General features: G+C 40.7%; 20 protein-coding genes and 1 tRNA gene. 11 read left to right on the top strand and 10 right to left on the bottom strand.

Going from position 1 to position 17,734, the window contains the following annotated elements; genetic code table 11:
• Window positions 1-3 precede the first annotated feature (3 nt).
• From IM676_RS09230 to psaI, 4 genes are all read left to right on the top strand, one after another.
• Window positions 4-1,734 (top strand): YhgE/Pip domain-containing protein, encoded by a 1,731-nt coding sequence (locus IM676_RS09230; RefSeq protein ID WP_200989905.1) that lies wholly within the window; start codon window positions 4-6, stop codon window positions 1,732-1,734.
• A gap of 17 nt (window positions 1,735-1,751) precedes the next feature.
• Window positions 1,752-2,411 (top strand): OmpA family protein, encoded by a 660-nt coding sequence (locus IM676_RS09225; protein ID WP_200989904.1) that lies wholly within the window; start codon window positions 1,752-1,754, stop codon window positions 2,409-2,411.
• 146 nt (window positions 2,412-2,557) lie between these two features.
• Window positions 2,558-3,823 (top strand): hypothetical protein, encoded by a 1,266-nt coding sequence (locus IM676_RS09220; protein WP_200989903.1) that lies wholly within the window; start codon window positions 2,558-2,560, stop codon window positions 3,821-3,823.
• 266 nt (window positions 3,824-4,089) lie between these two features.
• Complete coding sequence (gene psaI, locus IM676_RS09215) at window positions 4,090-4,200, top strand: photosystem I reaction center subunit VIII (RefSeq protein ID WP_200989902.1); 111 nt, start codon at window positions 4,090-4,092, stop codon at window positions 4,198-4,200.
• 160 nt (window positions 4,201-4,360) lie between these two features.
• Here the strand turns inward: psaI and IM676_RS09210 are convergent, their stop codons facing one another.
• From IM676_RS09210 to IM676_RS09185, 6 genes are all read right to left on the bottom strand, one after another.
• Complete coding sequence (locus IM676_RS09210) at window positions 4,361-4,483, bottom strand: photosystem II reaction center protein J (RefSeq protein WP_200989901.1); 123 nt, start codon at window positions 4,481-4,483, stop codon at window positions 4,361-4,363.
• 70 nt (window positions 4,484-4,553) lie between these two features.
• On the bottom strand, window positions 4,554-4,673 hold the full coding sequence (locus tag IM676_RS09205) for a photosystem II reaction center protein L (protein WP_010997988.1): 120 nt from the start codon (window positions 4,671-4,673) through the stop codon (window positions 4,554-4,556).
• Between the two features lie 9 nt (window positions 4,674-4,682).
• Window positions 4,683-4,820 carry a cytochrome b559 subunit beta gene (psbF, locus tag IM676_RS09200; RefSeq protein ID WP_200989900.1) on the bottom strand — a complete coding sequence of 46 codons (138 nt, stop codon included), beginning with the start codon at window positions 4,818-4,820 and terminating at the stop codon, window positions 4,683-4,685.
• Between the two features lie 9 nt (window positions 4,821-4,829).
• A complete protein-coding gene (psbE, locus tag IM676_RS09195; RefSeq protein ID WP_200989899.1) occupies window positions 4,830-5,078 on the bottom strand; it encodes a cytochrome b559 subunit alpha in 249 nt (82 codons plus the stop codon).
• A 116-nt stretch (window positions 5,079-5,194) separates the two neighbouring features.
• Window positions 5,195-6,214 carry a photosynthesis system II assembly factor Ycf48 gene (locus IM676_RS09190; protein WP_200989898.1) on the bottom strand — a complete coding sequence of 340 codons (1,020 nt, stop codon included), beginning with the start codon at window positions 6,212-6,214 and terminating at the stop codon, window positions 5,195-5,197.
• Between the two features lie 100 nt (window positions 6,215-6,314).
• Window positions 6,315-6,662 carry a rubredoxin gene (locus IM676_RS09185; protein WP_200990141.1) on the bottom strand — a complete coding sequence of 116 codons (348 nt, stop codon included), beginning with the start codon at window positions 6,660-6,662 and terminating at the stop codon, window positions 6,315-6,317.
• 193 nt (window positions 6,663-6,855) lie between these two features.
• Between IM676_RS09185 and ndhC the strand changes: the two genes are divergently transcribed.
• The 3 genes from ndhC to IM676_RS09170 are packed head-to-tail and all read left to right on the top strand — an operon-like array spanning window position 6,856 to window position 8,466.
• A complete protein-coding gene (gene ndhC / locus IM676_RS09180; RefSeq protein WP_200989897.1) occupies window positions 6,856-7,218 on the top strand; it encodes a photosynthetic/respiratory NAD(P)H-quinone oxidoreductase subunit C in 363 nt (120 codons plus the stop codon).
• Window positions 7,209-7,946, top strand: coding sequence for a photosynthetic/respiratory NAD(P)H-quinone oxidoreductase subunit K (ndhK, locus tag IM676_RS09175; protein ID WP_200989896.1), 738 nt, complete (start codon window positions 7,209-7,211; stop codon window positions 7,944-7,946). Before ndhC ends, ndhK begins: the two co-directional genes overlap by 10 nt.
• On the top strand, window positions 7,939-8,466 hold the full coding sequence (locus tag IM676_RS09170; protein ID WP_200989895.1) for an NAD(P)H-quinone oxidoreductase subunit J: 528 nt from the start codon (window positions 7,939-7,941) through the stop codon (window positions 8,464-8,466). Before ndhK ends, IM676_RS09170 begins: the two co-directional genes overlap by 8 nt.
• Window positions 8,467-8,629: 163 nt before the next feature.
• Here IM676_RS09170 and IM676_RS09165 read toward each other — a convergent pair.
• Both IM676_RS09165 and IM676_RS09160 read right to left on the bottom strand, forming a co-directional pair.
• Window positions 8,630-8,700, bottom strand: a tRNA-Gly gene (locus IM676_RS09165).
• 256 nt (window positions 8,701-8,956) lie between these two features.
• Window positions 8,957-10,183: a glycosyltransferase gene (locus IM676_RS09160; protein ID WP_200989894.1), complete on the bottom strand. Its 1,227-nt coding sequence runs from the start codon at window positions 10,181-10,183 to the stop codon at window positions 8,957-8,959.
• Window positions 10,184-10,545: 362 nt separating this feature from the next.
• Here IM676_RS09160 and IM676_RS09155 point away from each other — a divergent pair, with 362 nt between their 5' ends.
• Both IM676_RS09155 and cofH read left to right on the top strand, forming a co-directional pair.
• The gene (locus tag IM676_RS09155) at window positions 10,546-12,165 is read left to right on the top strand and encodes a glycosyltransferase family 39 protein (protein ID WP_200989893.1); all 1,620 of its coding nucleotides are present in this window, start codon (window positions 10,546-10,548) and stop codon (window positions 12,163-12,165) included.
• A gap of 47 nt (window positions 12,166-12,212) precedes the next feature.
• Window positions 12,213-13,367: a 7,8-didemethyl-8-hydroxy-5-deazariboflavin synthase subunit CofH gene (gene cofH / locus IM676_RS09150; RefSeq protein WP_200989892.1), complete on the top strand. Its 1,155-nt coding sequence runs from the start codon at window positions 12,213-12,215 to the stop codon at window positions 13,365-13,367.
• A gap of 14 nt (window positions 13,368-13,381) precedes the next feature.
• Here cofH and IM676_RS09145 read toward each other — a convergent pair whose 3' ends face one another.
• Both IM676_RS09145 and IM676_RS09140 read right to left on the bottom strand, forming a co-directional pair.
• Window positions 13,382-14,587: an RNA-guided endonuclease InsQ/TnpB family protein gene (locus IM676_RS09145; RefSeq protein WP_200989891.1), complete on the bottom strand. Its 1,206-nt coding sequence runs from the start codon at window positions 14,585-14,587 to the stop codon at window positions 13,382-13,384.
• Window positions 14,565-15,209: an IS607 family transposase gene (locus IM676_RS09140; RefSeq protein ID WP_449658003.1), complete on the bottom strand. Its 645-nt coding sequence runs from the start codon at window positions 15,207-15,209 to the stop codon at window positions 14,565-14,567. Before IM676_RS09140 ends, IM676_RS09145 begins: the two co-directional genes overlap by 23 nt.
• A gap of 180 nt (window positions 15,210-15,389) precedes the next feature.
• Here IM676_RS09140 and psb27 point away from each other — a divergent pair, with 180 nt between their 5' ends.
• Both psb27 and IM676_RS09130 read left to right on the top strand, forming a co-directional pair.
• Window positions 15,390-15,788 carry a photosystem II protein Psb27 gene (psb27, locus tag IM676_RS09135; protein WP_200989889.1) on the top strand — a complete coding sequence of 133 codons (399 nt, stop codon included), beginning with the start codon at window positions 15,390-15,392 and terminating at the stop codon, window positions 15,786-15,788.
• Between the two features lie 377 nt (window positions 15,789-16,165).
• A complete protein-coding gene (locus IM676_RS09130; RefSeq protein ID WP_200989888.1) occupies window positions 16,166-17,674 on the top strand; it encodes a family 10 glycosylhydrolase in 1,509 nt (502 codons plus the stop codon).
• The last annotated feature ends 60 nt before the right edge of the window (window positions 17,675-17,734 follow it).

Here is a 17,734-nt window from a genome sequence, read left to right as displayed (position 1 = left end):
ATCATGACATCAATACCAGGGGAATTAATTTTGGCTACGCTAGTGGTCATTGTTATACCATCCATAGTTACTATCTGGATGCGCTGGAGTTTGTATAAGTATTTGCAAGATGTAGCCGAGAAAGTACAAAGACTAATTAATCATGCTCCAGGAGGGGTACAACCCAAAATAATCAGCACACTAAAAAGCAGATTTGAAAAAGCTAGCAGCAAGTTAGATCAAGTTAATACAGCAGCATTAATCGACCAAGTTTATAGTCAAGAAAAGTTTAAAGGTTTTTCTATTGAACAAATAGAATATTTGTGCCGCATTATCCCCAATTTGCTCTTAGCTTTTGGGTTACTGGGTACTTTTTTTGGCATCACAATTAATTTATCTGCGCTGAGTGAAACCCTGAATAATACTGCTGCTTCTAATATTAATGATTTAGTAGGTCAAATACAACAATCATTATCTGGGATGAGTATTGCCTTTGTCACTAGTTTGACGGGATTATTATTTAGTGCGCTGTTAACAATAGTTAACTGGAAATTTAATACTAGCGCTCTTAAGTATCAGGTTATCAGTTCCTTAGAAGATTATTTAGATAATATTTACCTGCCTGAAGTTCAAGGTGATACTCGCCTTGATAAAATAGTCAATAGGATGGTAGAACAGCAGGATGAGTTTTTAACTAGATTTGGTGTGACTGTACGAGATGCGGTGGAAAGTTCTATGGCTAAGGTCGCAGAACAAATAATCGCGGGGAATAGGCAAGCGACAGATTTGGCCAGACAAGTTTATGAAAAGTTTACAGAGTCAGCAGGTACTATATCTGCTGCTGCTCATGAGTTTGACATTGCCATACATCAACTCAATGCTAAATCCCAGATATTTAAAGATGCTGCGAACATCTTTGCTAATAGTCAATTTCCTGAGAAGTTATTAGCAGCGACTAATAATTTAACCCAAATAGAGGAGAGATTTTCTAACTCTGCTGGAAGTTTAGCTAGTACAACCACATCATTTAATTCATTGGTAGTGCAACTGCAAGCACTGGGAGGGGAAATTAAGGGCGTTAATCAAATCTCATCCCAAATATTAGATTTAAATCGCATTAATCAAAAGTCTCTGGGTGAGATTATACCTCAACTTAAGGAAGGTGCTGATAGTTTTGGTAAAGCTGTAACCAGACTTGATCAATTAGAAAATAAGCTGATGAATGAGGCTGCAAGTTTAGAGGCGATTTCCGGGGATGTACGAGATTTTATCCAGACAATAAATAATCAAGCTGGTAATATTTCTCAGGAAATGGTCAATGGCTTTGGTAAAGCTGTCACCAGAATTGAACAATTAGAAAATAACCTGATGGATAAGGCTCAAGGTTTGCAGCAAATTACTTTAGATATGCAAGGCTTCGTAGAAATTATCAATAAACACGCTGGAACAGTTAATACATCTGTTGGTAATATATCTCAGCAAATAGATAGGAATTATGAAAACATATCACAGTTAATGAATACTAGTAATTCTACTCTGGTTGCAGAGTATCAAAAGATAGGTAACCTATTACTAGAAGGTGTGAACAAACAAACAGCAGTAAATCAAGATATCAATGGGAATTTGCAAGATTGTATTAACCATCTCAATGATGCTAAACATGAAATTTATCGGTTACGAACGGAAGTAAAAAGCTCAACATCGCAACCCGAAGATAAAATCATAGATACTTTTACTCATGAAAAACAAATTTAACATTTAAATAGGAAAATATGGCTAGGCGTCGGCAAGGTAATGATTATCATGAAGAGTTAAATATTTCTACGGCTTTTACAGATTTAATGTCTAATGCCTTCATGATACTGCTGTTGTTTTTGTTACTTTTTATCATGAGGTCATTTATTAATCAAAAACCGGATTTAGTAGATACGCAACTAGAGACACCGCCAATTATTCTCATTCCAGATGATCCTAAGCATAGATTTGATTCTGGAAGTGCAAGAATTAACCCAAGTTTCTATAATTACATTGCCACAAAAATCTTACCGGAAATTGAAAGGGCAAGTAAACAGTATAATATCGATATTATAGAGGTGATCGGACATACTGACGGTCAGCCCAATGGTAATATTGCCAGTAACCTAGACTTGAATTTAGAAAATGTTGCCCGTGGTGGATTGGAATTAGAGAAACTACAAGCGGGTTCTAATGCTGATTTGGGGTTAATGCGTGCTTTAGCTGTAGTCCAACAGCTGCGTAATATTCAGGTTAAAGACAAAAAACTTCCGGGATTGTCCTTCCGTGCTTATTCGGCGGCTCAGTTAATATTACCTAGTGGGGAATTTGCTCCTGTAGTACGTGAATCAGATCAGAACCGCAGACGAATTGAAATCCGTTTTACCCGGTTGGGTGAAGAGCGAACCTTAAAGTAGTTTAAGTGAAACAGATTCCCAATATCAGGGTATTTGTCCAGAAATCGTAACATGAGGTGAAGGAATTGCTAGTTACTGAGGTAAACTTGCAAGCAATATCATCGACAATTTTACTCGGCTACTCTTCGGTTTGGTCATAACTGATAATGGAAAACTGGCAATTTCTCATACAAAAACAGGGCGATCGCTCTTGGTGTAATCTGGAATCCCCAAACTTAGAAATTTTGGAAGGTATGTATAGAGTCTTGGCTCGTTCTCACCTCCCTAATACCGAGGTAGAAATACGGGTAACACACTCATCCACTCAACAAGTTCCCCCAAAGCGGTTAATTCACAAGCAATTTGGCCGCACTGATGCACAAGGTTTAATCTCGGTACTTCCTTTTACCTACCTCACACCAGGTACTTGGGAATTGCAATGCTCGGCGGATTTAATGTCAGATTTGCTGGGTCAATCTTGGCAATACTCCATGTATCTACAAGTATTGCTTCAGCAGTCTACTGGGGTGTGGAGTCCAGGAAATACTGAGAAAAATATAGGCTCAAATTTATTATTACCTCAGCCTAATCTCAGCAGTATTACGAGCCTCACTGATTTACGAATTGCAACAGCAATGGAGAACACAGTGATCAATCAGCCTGTTAGTCCAGTCTCATTACCAGATGAAACAGCCCAACAGAGGGTAGAAAATTTCATGGCTGTAGGTTTAAACACGACTGCAACTGTGTCAGAGAATAATAGGGTTGAGGATACTTCACCTCAAAAACCATCACTACCGCTATGGTTGAGCTTAGATCAAGAAACTTACATTGGTCCTTGGGGAGAAACAGCAGTGATTCAGGGACGAGTGGAGCTACAAGACCAGATAAATTGGGAAGGTCAAAAACCTCCAGAACGTTTTTATGCTTTGGAACTACTAATTGAGCTGCGATCGCCGACAAGCTCAGATATTTTCACCCAGGTTTGGCAGCCTTTACCAGATAGCACCTTACCAATTACAATTAGCTGTGCAATTTGTCTTCCCATGGGTTGTCAATCTCAGATGATTGTGGCAGATATCAACTTGTATGGTGCACCCAGAGAATTTGGTGAAGTCCTACTATTAGCTAATCAGTGTTTTAAAATTACAGGAGATGTTACAGAAGTACCATCCAAATTTACACAAGAAAATTTATTAAATAACTCTATACATCAAGAATTTGCGGCGCATGACAAGACCATAGACCCCATAAACTCCCAACTGGGGATAAAAGATCATGGTGCGCACAAGACCCATAACCAAGAGTCACAAGTTGCAATTCCACAAGATTTGCAAGTAAATGCATATCCTAGTCACTATTCATCTCCCCTGATTAGAAAATGGATAGAAAGCCAAGGAAATCCTTTCCCTGAATTGACCCATCAGGTCTGAGCTTCCCCCAACAATACCCGATGCTCAAGGGGAGATTGGACGCCCCATTACACTTAAAATCTCAAAGGGATACTGAGTAGATACTTATCTCACGGGATACCACAAAAACCATAACTATACCCAATGCCGAGCTAATAGGGAAGATCAAAACAGTTAACTCTTTAGCAACAGTTGTGTTAAAAATTTTGAGAATTTAAAAAATCATGTGAAATTTAAAGTAAGCTCGTTTTCGAGGATTGTCTAATTATTCAAGAGGAAAGTTAACTATGGCAGCTTCATTTTTGCCCTCTATCTTGGTTCCCCTGACTGGTTTAGTTTTTCCAGCAGTGACAATGGCGTTTTTAATGTTATACATTGAACGCGAGGATATCGGCTAATTAGTGCCATGAATTTCCCACCGCTTCCAGGCGTGGGAATCTCAGACCCAAAGCCGGTTGTTTTTGGTGAAAAGCACCAAAAACAACCGGCTTGTTAAACATTAATTTTTAAACAATTGCCAGAAAATACTAAGTAAATTTTTTCCGGGTCAAGCTTTTTTTACAATGAAGAACCGACTCCAGCATAGGCTCCATAAAAGAAAATGCCTAAAACTGTAATTACACCTAAACCCGCGATTGTAGCGACAATCCACAGGGGAATTCTTCCACTTCCAGCAGACACAGTTTTTCTCCTCCCTTAACAAGAAATCAACATTGATTGAATAAAGAAAAATTGACAACAACTGTTTCAGTTAGTTAAAGAAGTAACTGGAGAACAGAATTCCTAGAACAAAAACAAGAAGTAGTCCCAGGTATAGTGAAGTCCGGTTTAACTCTACCGGTTGATTATTGGGATTGGGCGTTCTTTCCATGATTAGCTCCTAGCGTTGAATAAACTGCATAGCGGCGATCGCGCCCAAAAAGAACACGCTTGGTACACCTAAAGTGTGTACTGCGAGCCATCTGACGGTAAAAATGGGATAGGAAACTGGTTGATTGATGTTATTTCCGCTAGTCATAATCCGCAACTACTTTCCAATAAACTGTTCAACTTGCTGTTTAGCGCCAAAACGATCCTTGACAATAGGTAATTCCTGGCGTGTTTGTGTGTAGTATTCGTTGGGACGGGGTGTACCGAAAGCATCATAAGCTAGTCCAGTGCTGACAAATAGCCATCCGGCAATAAACAATGCTGGAATAGTGATACTGTGAATCACCCAGTAACGAATGCTGGTAATAATGTCCGAAAATGGACGTTCTCCAGTGGTACCTGACATTTAGATCCTTACCTTTACAAAGATTGTTATTGTCTATTATCCTACAAAGTTTAGAAAGAGTTACAACTTGTAACGACCTTCTGAGAAATCAAGACCTACTCAAGGCCATGATGCCACTAAGCGGCCTCTGGTGAAAAACTTTCAGTGATATTTGGTTGGTATTTTAGCAAAACACCGCGATCGCCTATGACAAATCCCTGGTCAGAATTGAAGAAAACAATCTTATAGAAATTAGCAGCGACACCTTCCACATCCCGATCCTTTTCCCAGGAGAGACCAGCATCAGAACTGTGCAGTAAATTACCACTACCACCACCGATCCAAATATCATTGGGAGTGCGATAAGCCAAATCTAGTAAACCCCAGCTGGTAGACAACTCAGGATTTTGCGCCTCTTGCCAATTTTCAGGATCATCAGGATCGGTAAACTGTACCTGACCGCCCCGCGCCAACAACCACAACTGTCCATTCTCAGCAAAACCCATATTTTCCAAACGTCGAGAGTTATTGCGGTTACGGGGTGTCCAAGTAGTTTGTCCTGGTTCCCAAGTGGAATAGAAACTACCCTTAGCAGAAACAGCAACATACTTACCGTCAGATGAGCGCCGCAGATTACGCACCACCCCAACAGCACCTTCTACCTGAGCCTTCCAATTCTTCCCACCGTCCTCAGTTTTATATATAGCACCCAAATCTGTAGCCATTTCTGCAGTATTCTCTCCCAGAGCATAGATAGAAATAGGACTACCAGGTAATTTTGAACTCAGAGTAATGCTCGACCAAGATTTACCTTCATCAGTGGTATGTAACAGTAGTGAAGGTTCACCCAGAATCCAGCCTTCTTGTCCAGCAAAACTTACCGAGTCAAAGCGGGTCTTAGGGTCATCCAAGGACAATGTCAAAGGTTCCCAAGTATCACCACCATCATGTGTCTCCAGAATAGTGGCATTGCTACCTACAAGAAAACCATGCTGAGGGTTACCAGTGAAGGCAATATCCAGCAGCTTAGATTCTGTTGGCACAGAAATAACAGCCCAAGGGTTATAGCTGGTAGAGGGGACATTGCTACAACCTATACACAAGAAAACCAGCACAAACAGGGCAAATATTCTTTGCCAACTTTTCATAATACTCATTGAATGCATCAGTATTTTTACTTTTTTCTAAATTTTCACCTTAATCGCAATGGCAGCCCTCTAAACTTGCTAAAAAAAGATAACGGGTCTTACGTTATACTTATTGTAAGCCGTAGAGACTGATAAAAAACAAGAACCCCAGAGCCAGAGCGCCAAAAATCAGGAGATTTTTTTGCCCTGGTGTCAGGGTATTAACACCAAAACCGTAGCCGAGATTTTCTTTAAACCCAGATGCAGTACCTGCAGGGCCAATATTGGCGAAAGCGGTCTTCTTAGCAGTACATACCGGACAACGCCACGTGATGGGCAATTCAGCGAACAGTGTTCCCGCTTCAATATTATGGCTATCGTCTCCCTTTTCAGGTTCGTAAACATAACCACAGGCACGGCACTCAAAACGGTCTAATGCCGGAGTTTCAACAGCTTGTTCGCTATTTTGTTCGCTCATGGCTAAAACCTCACAGAGGAGAAATATTAAATATCCGTTAAAAATTATGACATAAGTGTGAAACTTTTCCATCATCTGTCAAACCGACAAATACCTCAAATGAGTCTGTTGCCCAGAGTTCAGAAAAGCCAAACAGATATAATGTAAAAGAAAATAACAGCCTTATTTACACCTTAAGCGGTAGATATTCATTGTGTTTGTCCTCAACGGTTACGAATACCTTCTAGGCTTCTTCATCATCTGTAGCCTAGTTCCTGCCCTTGCACTTTCCGCCTCCAAGCTGCTGCGCCCCAGTGGTAACAGCCTGGAAAGGCGCACTACATATGAATCTGGTATGGAACCCATTGGGGGAGCCTGGATTCAGTTCAACATTCGCTACTATATGTTTGCCCTTGTCTTCGTGGTCTTTGATGTGGAGACTGTATTCTTATATCCTTGGGCGGTTGCTTTCCACCGCCTGGGGTTGTTGGCATTCATCGAAGCCCTAATTTTTATTGCAATCCTTGTAGTTGCCTTAGTATACGCATGGCGTAAAGGAGCATTGGAATGGTCTTGAATTCAAATTTAACTAGCCCAGACAAAGAGCAAATCATTAACCCAATTGAACGCCCGACAATCACTCAGGATTTGTCAGAAAATGTCATTCTCACTACAGTTGATGACCTCTATAACTGGGCCAGACTTTCGAGTCTGTGGCCTTTGCTGTTTGGTACAGCTTGCTGCTTCATTGAATTTGCCGCTTTAATCGGCTCCCGTTTCGACTTTGACCGTTTTGGACTCATTCCCCGTTCTAGCCCACGTCAAGCCGATTTAATCATTACTGCTGGGACAATTACCATGAAGATGGCACCCCAATTAGTGCGTCTTTATGAACAAATGCCTGAGCCAAAGTATGTAATTGCTATGGGCGCTTGTACAATTACCGGCGGGATGTTCAGTATCGATTCTCCCACAGCTGTACGCGGAGTTGACAAACTGATTCCTGTAGATGTTTACTTACCTGGTTGTCCTCCCCGTCCAGAAGCGATTATTGACGCAATTATTAAATTGCGCAAAAAGATAGCTAATGATTCTATGCAGGAACGAGGTCAAATTAAGCAAACCCACCGTTTCTACAGCACAACTCATAATCTCAAGCCCACTGAGCAAATTTTAACCGGTAAATATTTGCAGTCAGAAACTCGCTACACACCTCCCAAGGAATTGACAGAAGCCATCGGTCTACCAGTTCCACCCGCATTACTGACAGCAAAGACTCAACAAAAGGAGCAAAACCGTGGCTGAAGAAGATTCTAAACCCGTACCAGCAGCACAAGAATCTCTGGTTAAAGCCGGTCCGATTTCCCAATGGTTAACCGAAAATGGTTTTGAGCATGAGTCCTTGGAACCTGATAAAAAAGGAGTAGAAATAATTAAGGTGGAGTCAGATTTCCTGCTCCCTCTGTCTACAGCCCTTTATGCTTACGGGTTTAATTACCTCCAGTGTCAGTCTGGTATTGACCTCGGACCAGGACAAGATTTAGTTAGTATGTATCACTTGATTAAAGTCGGTGATGATGCTGTGGAACCTGAAGAAATCCGGGTCAAGGTGTTCTTACCTCGTGAAAATCCCAGGGTCCCTTCAGTTTATTGGATCTGGAAAACCGCAGACTGGCAAGAGCGGGAAACTTACGATATGTTCGGTATTATCTACGAAGGTCACCCGAATCTCAAGCGGCTTTTAATGCCAGAAGATTGGGTGGGTTGGCCTTTACGGAAGGATTATATCTCGCCTGATTTCTACGAGCTGCAAGATGCTTATTAACTAGTGCTGAGTTTCAGCAGTGAGAATTTTAGACTCACTTTACCCCCTTTCCGTTGCTGGAGAGGGGTAATGTTTTTTCAGTATCAAAGCCATGACTAATTGTTTACACTAGAGCGTTAGCCAGCTAAATACTTGGTCAACAGTCAGAGATAAATCAATTTTAAGCGGGCGGCGGGAATCGAACCCGCATTAATAGCTTGGAAGGCTATAGTTTTACCACTAAACTACGCCCGCATAGGCAGAAGTCACCGATATATATCTACTCTTATTTACATTTTAGCCTGTACAAGAGACTTAAACAAATATAGCAGAAAATAATTTGATTGCACAAGATAATTCTCAAAATATTTCAACTCATATCAATTTCTCCAGAGAAAGTTTGTATAAAAAATTTTAGACCTTTGATACTCAGCATTTGAGGTAAATTTTGCTATACCTAACCCAGAAGCAGGCGCTGGGGAGTCAACAGTTAAAGCCATGGGGTTACCGGCTATTTTACCTGGGTGACGCGCCAACTGAGTTTTAAGTTGACCCAGAAATTCCAAATAGTAGCAACTGCGATCGCTATCAGGTTAGCAATATAACGGTTAGGAATCAAGAAATTAAACACCAAGTTCAACACCAGGACATTCAATACTAACCCAGCCAAGCAAATAATATTAAATTTCAAAAAGCGCTTAAGGCGTTGACTCCAGTGCTGCTGGTTCTTACTCACATCAGCAAATGTCCAAGCATCATTCCACAAGAAATTATTGCAAATGGCGATTTCTCCAGCAATAATTTTACTCCGGGTGAGGGGTAAAGCCAAAGTAGTCGGGTCACTGAGTAAATAGAGTATAGCCATATCCACAAATACCCCACTGAGTCCCACCAAACCAAAGCGGAGGAACCGACCAATGGGGAAGCCTAAACCCTGACTCAAACCCCCCAAAGGAACTGTAGATAGGCGCAACCGAATTAAGTGGTGTATGTAGTCTAAATATTGTTTCCAAGTAACTTTACTTTCACCTTCTTTACGTTCACAAAATACATAACCCACCTCACTAATATTCTTAATATTACCCCTAGCAATTACTTCTAGAAGAATTTTGTAACCCACAGGATTGAGTTTTACACTGAGGATACTATGGCGGCGTACCATAAAATAACCGCTCATGGGGTCAGAAACTCGACTTAGTACCCTTGGTAATAGAATCAAACCTAACACTTGAGCGCCACGAGATAAGAAACGCCTAACCACACTCCAACTACTCACCCCACCGCCATCTACATGACGACTAGCTACTGCTAAATCTGCTCCCTGTGCAATTTTAGTCAGCAACTGGGTTAATACTTCCGGGGGATGTTGTAAATCTCCATCAATTACCCCTAAGATATCACCCTTTGCAACTTGCCAGCCACGAATTACCGCTGAAGAAAGTCCCCGTTCTTGTTGTCTTCGCATCACCCGCAACTGTGGATATTCCTGAGTTAGAGATTGTGCTACTTTCCAAGTCAAGTCGGGACTATCATCATCCACAACAATCAATTCATAATCCCCTGGTATAGATTCATTCAGTGTCTGAGTTAATATCTGGATAACTTTCTGGATATTATCCCTTTCTTTATACGTGGGAATGACCAAAGATAAACACAGATTACTAGTACCAGGTAAATCTTTAATCTCTAGAGTCCCTGTGGGGACTTTTAACAGTGTTTCTGATGGTTTTATATCCATATCAAAGTTACCAATTATTCAGTATGTAAAAGATTAATCTGCTATTGTTAGATATTGTTTGCTTGATGTCTGATGTTTAGTCAATACTCATCATCTTTTGTAAATCATACTTAATTTATTATTGATTACCCGTGGATTAAGATAAATATAACAGGCTGAAAATTTATAAGTGCAATCATCAATATATTCAAATATCTGTCAATTTCCATATCTTATTTAAAAATTTACATGATCTTCAGAATAACTAATGAATTTCGGCTTATTATTGCCAAAATTGATTCTTTGTTTTAATAATCATTAATGGTTATTAAAACAGATGTTTAAAACTTGATTTTCTCTTGAAATACACAGTCGATAATTACATGAAAAAAACATATTTTATTTCCGGACAAGCTTCTTTAAGCTACTGGAAGATTTTAGTTATCATTATTCTAGGATTAAGTGTTACCTTTAGATTTATTAATCTTGACCAGAAACCATACTGGGATGATGAAGCTTTTACTGGATTACGGGTTTCTGGGTACACAGAGTATGAAGTAGTTAATAATGTATCTGAACTTGAGACAATTCCTGTCAGATATTTAGCACAATATCAAACTACCAACCCTGACAAAAACCTCAATGATACTATTAGCTCTTTGGCTGTAGAAGAAGCTCAACACCCGCCCTTATATTATGTAATGGCTAGGTGGTCTATGCAGTTATTTGGTAACTCTATGGTATCTGCTAGAGCTTTGGCTGCTGTTATTAGCTTACTGGCTTTACCTAGTGTCTATTGGTTATGTATGGAGCTATTCGGTAGTGCGTGGACAGCATGGATGGGTGTAGCACTTTTAGGAATATCACCATTTCAAATACTATATGCTCAAGAAGCAAGAGAGTATAGTTTATGGATAGTAACAATTTTGCTATCTAGTGCTGCCTTGCTGCAAGCATTGCGCACAGATAAAAAAATAGACTGGGGAATCTATGCTGTCACTTTAGCTATGAGTCTGTACACTTTCCCCGCATCTATAACGGTTGCAGTAGCACATGGAGTTTATGTGATTACTATAGAAGGCTTGAGATTAACTAAAAAAGTAATTGCCTATTTATTGGCTTCTCTGGCTGCTTTTCTGGCTTTTTTACCTTGGCTATGGGTAATTGTCGCCAATTTAAAGCACCTCACAAGTATAGTGGGTGGCCAAGGTAATATGCCTACTTTATCGATGATGAAAACCTGGGCTTTTAATCTTAGCCGTATGTTTATAGATAGTAATGACGAAAGGGCTGTGATCAATTTTGGTTTTCAAAATCAATCTACATATGTCATCCAGATAACTTTAGTAGCAGTGATAGTATTATTAGCAGGCTATTCTCTATATTATCTGTGTCGTTACTCATCTCCAAAAGCCTGGTTATTTATTTTAACATTAATTTTAGTGACTTGCGTGCCAATTATGTTAAAAGATGTCATATATGGCGGGACAAGGTCAATTATTCCCCGGTATCTTACTCCGGGTTATTTGAGTATACAAATATCTATAGCTTACCTGCTAGCAAATAAAATTACCTCAGTTTCACCTCAACAGAAATTTTGGAAAATTATTATCTGCTTTCTGTTTTCTGGCTCTATCTTTTCTGGTGTCTTGATATCCCAAGCTCATCACTGGTGGACTAAAAGCCATAGTGGTCTAAATTTTGAGGATGCTGGATTAATTAATCAGCTTGAACGGCCACTGTTAATCAGTGATGGTATGCTGGGGAGAATATTAGCTTTAAGTCATCTGCTGAAGCCAGAAGTTCAGTTACAACTTAAACCTAACTGTTATACCTGTAGAAAGTTACCTCCGTCTGTATTAAATAAGGATATTTTTAAAGTTGCGGAGGGATTTGATGTGTTGTTATTTGCGCCTTCTGTGGAGTTGAAAAATACCATGGAAAGGAATTATCAACTTCAGCAGTTGAATTACGATCTGTGGCGGATCAAAGTAGCTAAATAATTGCTATGATTAAAGTAAACTGTGGCAGTTGGCTGTGGTAATTTGCTGTGAAAGATAAAACTATTGATGCCATTCTAGATGGCGCTCTGTTGGGTGATGATTTATCTCCCGGCGATGGGGTTTTTTTATTAAAACAAACTGAGCCAGAAGCGATCGCTGCTATTCGTAACACCGCTGATCAATTACGCTACATTCAAGCCGGGGACATAGTTACCTATGTAATTAATCGTAATATTAACTTTACTAACATCTGTGAGCAACACTGTAGTTTTTGTGCTTTCCGTCGGGATGATGGTGATGCTGCTGCTTACTGGTTAGACTGGGGGCAAATTTTGGCAAAAGCTAGAGATGCGGTGGAAACAGGCGCAACGGAAATCTGTATGCAAGGGGGATTAAACCCACAAGCGCAGATTAACGGTCAGTCTTTGGCTTACTACCTGAAGTTAGTAGAAACCATTAAGGAAGAATTTCCCCAGGTACATTTACACGCTTTCTCTCCCCAAGAAGTAGAATTTATCGCTAGAATTGATGGTATTGAATATGCTGATGTGATAGGGGCTTTTAGGGATGCTGGTGTAGGGTCTATGCCGGGAACAGCAGCGGAAGTGTTAGATGATCAAGTGAGGCGGGTATTATGTCCGGAAAAGATTGATACAGCAACTTGGCTGGAAATTGTGGGTACGGCGCACAAGTTAGGTTTACCCACCACTAGCACCATATTATCTGGGCATATTGAAACCCCAGAACAACAAATTACACATTTAGAAAAATTGCGATCGCTGCAAAAAACTGCCATTCACCAAGGTTACTCAGGTAAAATCACGGAGTTTATTGTTTTACCATTTGTAGGACAAGAAGCACCCAAATTTTTGCGCCGTCGTGTAGGAAGGGATCAACCAGTTCTCAATGATGCTTTGTTACTCACAGCAGTGGCGCGGATTTATTTAGGAAATTACATACCTAACCATCAACCAAGTTGGGTAAAACTAGGGCTGAGTGGTGCTACAGCAGCTTTACAGTGGGGTTGTAACGATATCGGTGGGACACTAATGGAAGAACATATTACCACCATGGCGGGAGCCTTGGGTGGTACTTGTATGACAGTGGAAACCCTGCAAAATGCGATCGCATCCCTAGGGAGACCACACCAACAAAGAGATACTCTGTATAAAAAAGTTATGATTCATGAGTGCAACTTTTAAGCTAATCGAAGCGATTAAACTAGATTAACTACGGCATCCGTCAATTCTGACTCCTCAGAAAGCACGATAGAATCATGGGTCACGGTAAAGGCAGTTGCTTGCAAAGCACGCAATAAAATATTGCGTGCGCCATTCACATCACGATAGACCTGAATTCCGCAATGTGGGCATTTAAAAATTTTGTGTCCACCTAATTTATGGTGAACATGACCGCAGTTACCACATGTTTTTGATGTATATGATTCATTGCAAAGAACCACTATTACACCTTTTCTTTGTGCAGCTTGTTTAAGATGTTGCTCAAATTTGTAATGGGAAAGAGTCAGCATTTGCCGTACAGACTTACTGTTGATTTTGCGTTTCTTCCCGCTACGTTTTTTAATCACCATTTGACTAGAATCAAAGGTTGGTAAGTAAATTACCTTGTAGGAATTAACAAGCAAGTTAACAGCTTTGTTATGCAAATCTTTAATTAAATTCTGAATTCTTTCTCTGACACGATTAGCAGCAATACGCATCTTTCTACGTTTACGGCATGTTGTTTTGGTAGAACGGCTGATGAGATTGTCAAGGTGCTGACACAATCTTTGTATGCGTCCGATGTCTCCCCTTGCAATTTCTAAGACATTCTCCCCATCAAAACCAGTTAAGAAAGTGCGATTACCAGGGTCTACTGCTATTACCCTATCACTGCCAGTAGGTACAGTTTCTTTATATTCAGGAAAGCAACCAAACCACTTACCACGACGGTAAACAAGCTCTGTGCCATATTCGCATTGTTCAGGAATAGTTTGACCAATTGTCGTAAAACCTAAACCTTTTGTTGTGCGCGGATACCAAGTACCATTTTTGAAATTACCAACTTTGAATTGGATAGTTTGACTTGTGGATTTACAGCTTTTAAATTTCGCACTACCACCTTGAGTGCGAGCCTGTTTAAAGGCATCAAATGCCTCAAAACAAGCTTCTTGACGTTGATGCCCTGGTAAGGTTTTAACCCATGGCGGTACATCCAATTTTTGAGCTATTTTATCTAACTCCTCAGCAGATATCTTGACTTCTTTTTCTGTGCTAGTTTTCTGATCAATAATTACTCTGACTTGAGTATCGTAATTATTGTGAAGATAACTGATACATTGATTGAAGTAATAACGATAAGCAGCAAGCCAACGCTTCCAGACTCGATGTAATTCCTTGCTAGGAAATAGCCTGATTTTCAATACACTGTTCGGTGACTGCTTTGTCGATTCCTTGTGACGCGACTTCTTTTTGTAAGTCTTCTTTGATGCTTGACTTGTATTTTCTAAGCCCGTATAACCTGCTAGAGAAACAGTGGATGATCGACAGCATATCTTGTACGAGTTCCTGTTCTGGACTGAGCTTGCGGTCATTGAGAACCACGAGTTCGCACTCAAATTTTGTGCATAACCACCTAACCAATTCAAATCCGAATCGGACAAGTCGGTCAGGATGGGCAACGACAACACGTTGGATATCGCCGTCGATGATTCGTTCCAGAATTGCGAGGAATTTTTTCCGTTTAAAATTGAGTCCGCTTCCAACTTCTGAAATAATTTCAGCCTCTGGGTATCTTGTGCGTAAGTGTTCAAGTTGTCGTTGCAAATCGTCTTGCTGGGAATGAGTCGATACTCGTCCATAGCAAATAGTTTTAATTTTCCTGGGTATTCCGCCGATTTTTTCGACTTCTTCGAGGATGAACCGCCTTTGACCGCCTGGTGTACGGATTGCTTTAAGCTTGCCTTCGTTTTCCCATCTCCTGAGACTGGAGACATGGACACCAAGGATTTTAGCTGCTTCCTTGGGAGTGACATGTTGCATCAAAGCCTCATTAAATCAACTACTTTTAGTCTAGCGGGATTTAGTAAGATTTACTCTGTTTAAGCAAATAATTTACAATTAGTTACACGTCTTAATTGATTGCTGATTCCTCTAAATTACCCCCCGGATACCAATACAGGATAGGATAGAGGTTGATTTATGTATTATTGAATTAACAAAGATATGAAGCGCTATTGGTCGCGTCTACTAGCCTTGGTTTTAGTTGTCACCATCGGTCTCATGGGCTGTTCCGGGAGTCGAGACAGTTTAACAGGGGATTATCCTCAAGATACCTTGGCTGTAGTCAATATTATGAAACAAGCCCTGGAAGTAACAGAAGATTCCCCCAACAAAGCAGCTATTGAAGCTGAAGCACGTCAAAAAATCAACGATTTTTCCGCTCGCTATCAAAGGGTTAAGTCTGTTTCCGGTCTGAGTTCCTTTACAACTATGCGAACAGCTCTTAATTCCCTAGCTGGACACTATAGTTCTTATCCCAATCGCCCCGTACCCCAAAAGCTCAAAAATCGATTAGAGGAAGAGTTACAACGGGTCGAGTCCGCCGTGAAGCGTGGTGCTTAAGCATTACCTGTGGGATTGTTAAGAGTCAAAAGTCCAGAGTCCTAATTTTTGTTCTCAGTCTTTGACTCTTGACCTATGTATCAAGAATAGCAGTGAGTAAAATATCTTCAAATATGATCAATTTTTTACTATCACAGATAGGGGTAACCCTTTCATACTGAGATTGGATCAAATAAGCTGTTATTAATTAACTGCCCTTACCCCTATAATTAATGGGCTATAGTGCAAAATTATTAAAAATTTGGCAACATCAATACCACTTTGGCAGTCTCAAATAGCTAAACTGCCTAATTTTGCTGAAAAGGTATCATTTTATATACCTCTTTCTAAGAATTATTTGTATTAGGCTTCATGACTCAGTGGTTTTACCTTCACATATGTCTAATTCTGCTTTTACCTTAGAAAAAACAATTTTATTTTGGCGCTGTGTGTTAGCGACCATTTTTACCGGTACTCTGTTAATTTCTCCCCTAAGTAACCAACCTGCAAAGGCGCAGCTAAGACAGTATTGCCAATTATCAGCCGCAGCAGCAAAAGCCAAAGAAGACTTGCGTTTAGCAGCACTCAAAGGCAATCAAGATGCTCAGAAACGCTACCAACAATTAGTGAAACAACATGGACAGGAGTTACAAAATTGTCGCGATCGCACTTGGCCGCAGGTACAGGCGGTGTGGTTACGTTTATATCCCTGTGATATTCAGCCTGGAGCAATTGAGCAGGTCATGGATCGCATTGTTAACCGTGGCTACAATCAAGTTTATCTCGAAGTCTTCTATGACGGGCAGGTATTATTACCAGCGGCAAATAATCCCACCGTTTGGCCTTCCGCAATTCGCACCCCAGGGGCGGAAAATATCGATTTAATGGCTACCGCCATTCAAAAGGGGCGAGAACGTGGTTTAAAAGTTTACGCTTGGATGTTTACCAAGAATTTCGGCTATACTTACGCCCTGCGTCCAGACAGACAAGATGCGATCGCCCGTAATGGTAAAGGTCAAACCAGTTTAGAAGTCACAGATAATAATTCTCAAGTATTTGTTGATCCTTACAACTTACAGGCCAAACAGGACTTCTACCAAATGGTACAGGAAGTAGTACGCCGCAAACCCGATGGGGTGTTATTTGATTACGTCCGGTATCCCCGACAAGAAGGACCTGATTCGGTGGCTACCAGAGTCTCTGATTTATGGCTATTTAGTCCGGCGACTCAAGCTGCTTTATTGCGTCGGGCGCAGAATAACAAAGGATTAGAGTTAATTCGCCGTTTTATAGCCAGAGGATATATCACCGCAGGGGATATTAATGAACTCGATCAACTCCATACTGATGAAACTGAGCCTATGTGGCAAGGTCGCATTCCCCAACCAGTAGAAACAGAATCAAGACCCTCTGCTAGCCAGAGACAACCACTGTTACAATGGCAACTATGGCAACTAGCAGTTGCTCACGCCATGCAAGGTATATTAGATTTTGTTTCCTTAGCTGCTTACCCAGCCCAGCAACAAGGAATACCTGCTGGTGTAGTATTTTTTCCTGATGGTAATCAAACCATAGGACAAGGCTATGATTCCCGCTTGCAACCTTGGGATAGGTTTCCCAACTCTTTAGAATGGCATCCTATGTCCTATGCTACTTGTGGTACTGCTAGCTGCATTGTCCAGCAAGTGCAGCGAGTTTTGGATGCTGCGCCACCAGGAACAAAGGTGATTCCGGCTTTAGCTGGAACTTGGGGAAGCTCAATGAGTAATCGTCCATCCCTAGAAGTACAAATGGAAGCACTGCGCCAATTTGCTCCCCAATTACCAGGAGTCAGCCATTTCGCCTATTCTTGGCTGTATCCTGAACATGATAAGGATCGCAAATTCTGTCGCGTTCCCTCCCAGTAAATTACTACTCAACACAGGGGAAGATTTTTCTTCCCCTAAGTAATATTGCTACTAATAATT

This window comes from Anabaenopsis elenkinii CCIBt3563, from assembly GCF_015245355.1.
Taxonomy (GTDB): domain Bacteria; phylum Cyanobacteriota; class Cyanobacteriia; order Cyanobacteriales; family Nostocaceae; genus Anabaenopsis; species Anabaenopsis elenkinii.
This window is presented reverse-complemented; position numbering and strand designations above follow the sequence as displayed.

What these genes read in the sequence shown, in the direction of transcription:
- IM676_RS09230 (WP_200989905.1), top strand. Translation starts at nt 4, where the DNA reads ATGACATCAATACCAGGGGAATTAATTTTGGCTACGCTAGTGGTCATT.
- IM676_RS09225 (WP_200989904.1), top strand. Translation starts at nt 1,752, where the DNA reads ATGGCTAGGCGTCGGCAAGGTAATGATTATCATGAAGAGTTAAATATT.
- IM676_RS09220 (WP_200989903.1), top strand. Translation starts at nt 2,558, where the DNA reads ATGGAAAACTGGCAATTTCTCATACAAAAACAGGGCGATCGCTCTTGG.
- psaI (WP_200989902.1), top strand. Translation starts at nt 4,090, where the DNA reads ATGGCAGCTTCATTTTTGCCCTCTATCTTGGTTCCCCTGACTGGTTTA.
- IM676_RS09205 (WP_010997988.1), bottom strand. Translation starts at nt 4,673, where the DNA reads ATGGAAAGAACGCCCAATCCCAATAATCAACCGGTAGAGTTAAACCGG.
- psbF (WP_200989900.1), bottom strand. Translation starts at nt 4,820, where the DNA reads ATGACTAGCGGAAATAACATCAATCAACCAGTTTCCTATCCCATTTTT.
- psbE (WP_200989899.1), bottom strand. Translation starts at nt 5,078, where the DNA reads ATGTCAGGTACCACTGGAGAACGTCCATTTTCGGACATTATTACCAGC.
- IM676_RS09190 (WP_200989898.1), bottom strand. Translation starts at nt 6,214, where the DNA reads ATGAGTATTATGAAAAGTTGGCAAAGAATATTTGCCCTGTTTGTGCTG.
- IM676_RS09185 (WP_200990141.1), bottom strand. Translation starts at nt 6,662, where the DNA reads ATGAGCGAACAAAATAGCGAACAAGCTGTTGAAACTCCGGCATTAGAC.
- ndhK (WP_200989896.1), top strand. Translation starts at nt 7,209, where the DNA reads ATGGTCTTGAATTCAAATTTAACTAGCCCAGACAAAGAGCAAATCATT.
- IM676_RS09160 (WP_200989894.1), bottom strand. Translation starts at nt 10,183, where the DNA reads ATGGATATAAAACCATCAGAAACACTGTTAAAAGTCCCCACAGGGACT.
- IM676_RS09155 (WP_200989893.1), top strand. Translation starts at nt 10,546, where the DNA reads ATGAAAAAAACATATTTTATTTCCGGACAAGCTTCTTTAAGCTACTGG.
- psb27 (WP_200989889.1), top strand. Translation starts at nt 15,390, where the DNA reads ATGAAGCGCTATTGGTCGCGTCTACTAGCCTTGGTTTTAGTTGTCACC.
- IM676_RS09130 (WP_200989888.1), top strand. Translation starts at nt 16,166, where the DNA reads ATGTCTAATTCTGCTTTTACCTTAGAAAAAACAATTTTATTTTGGCGC.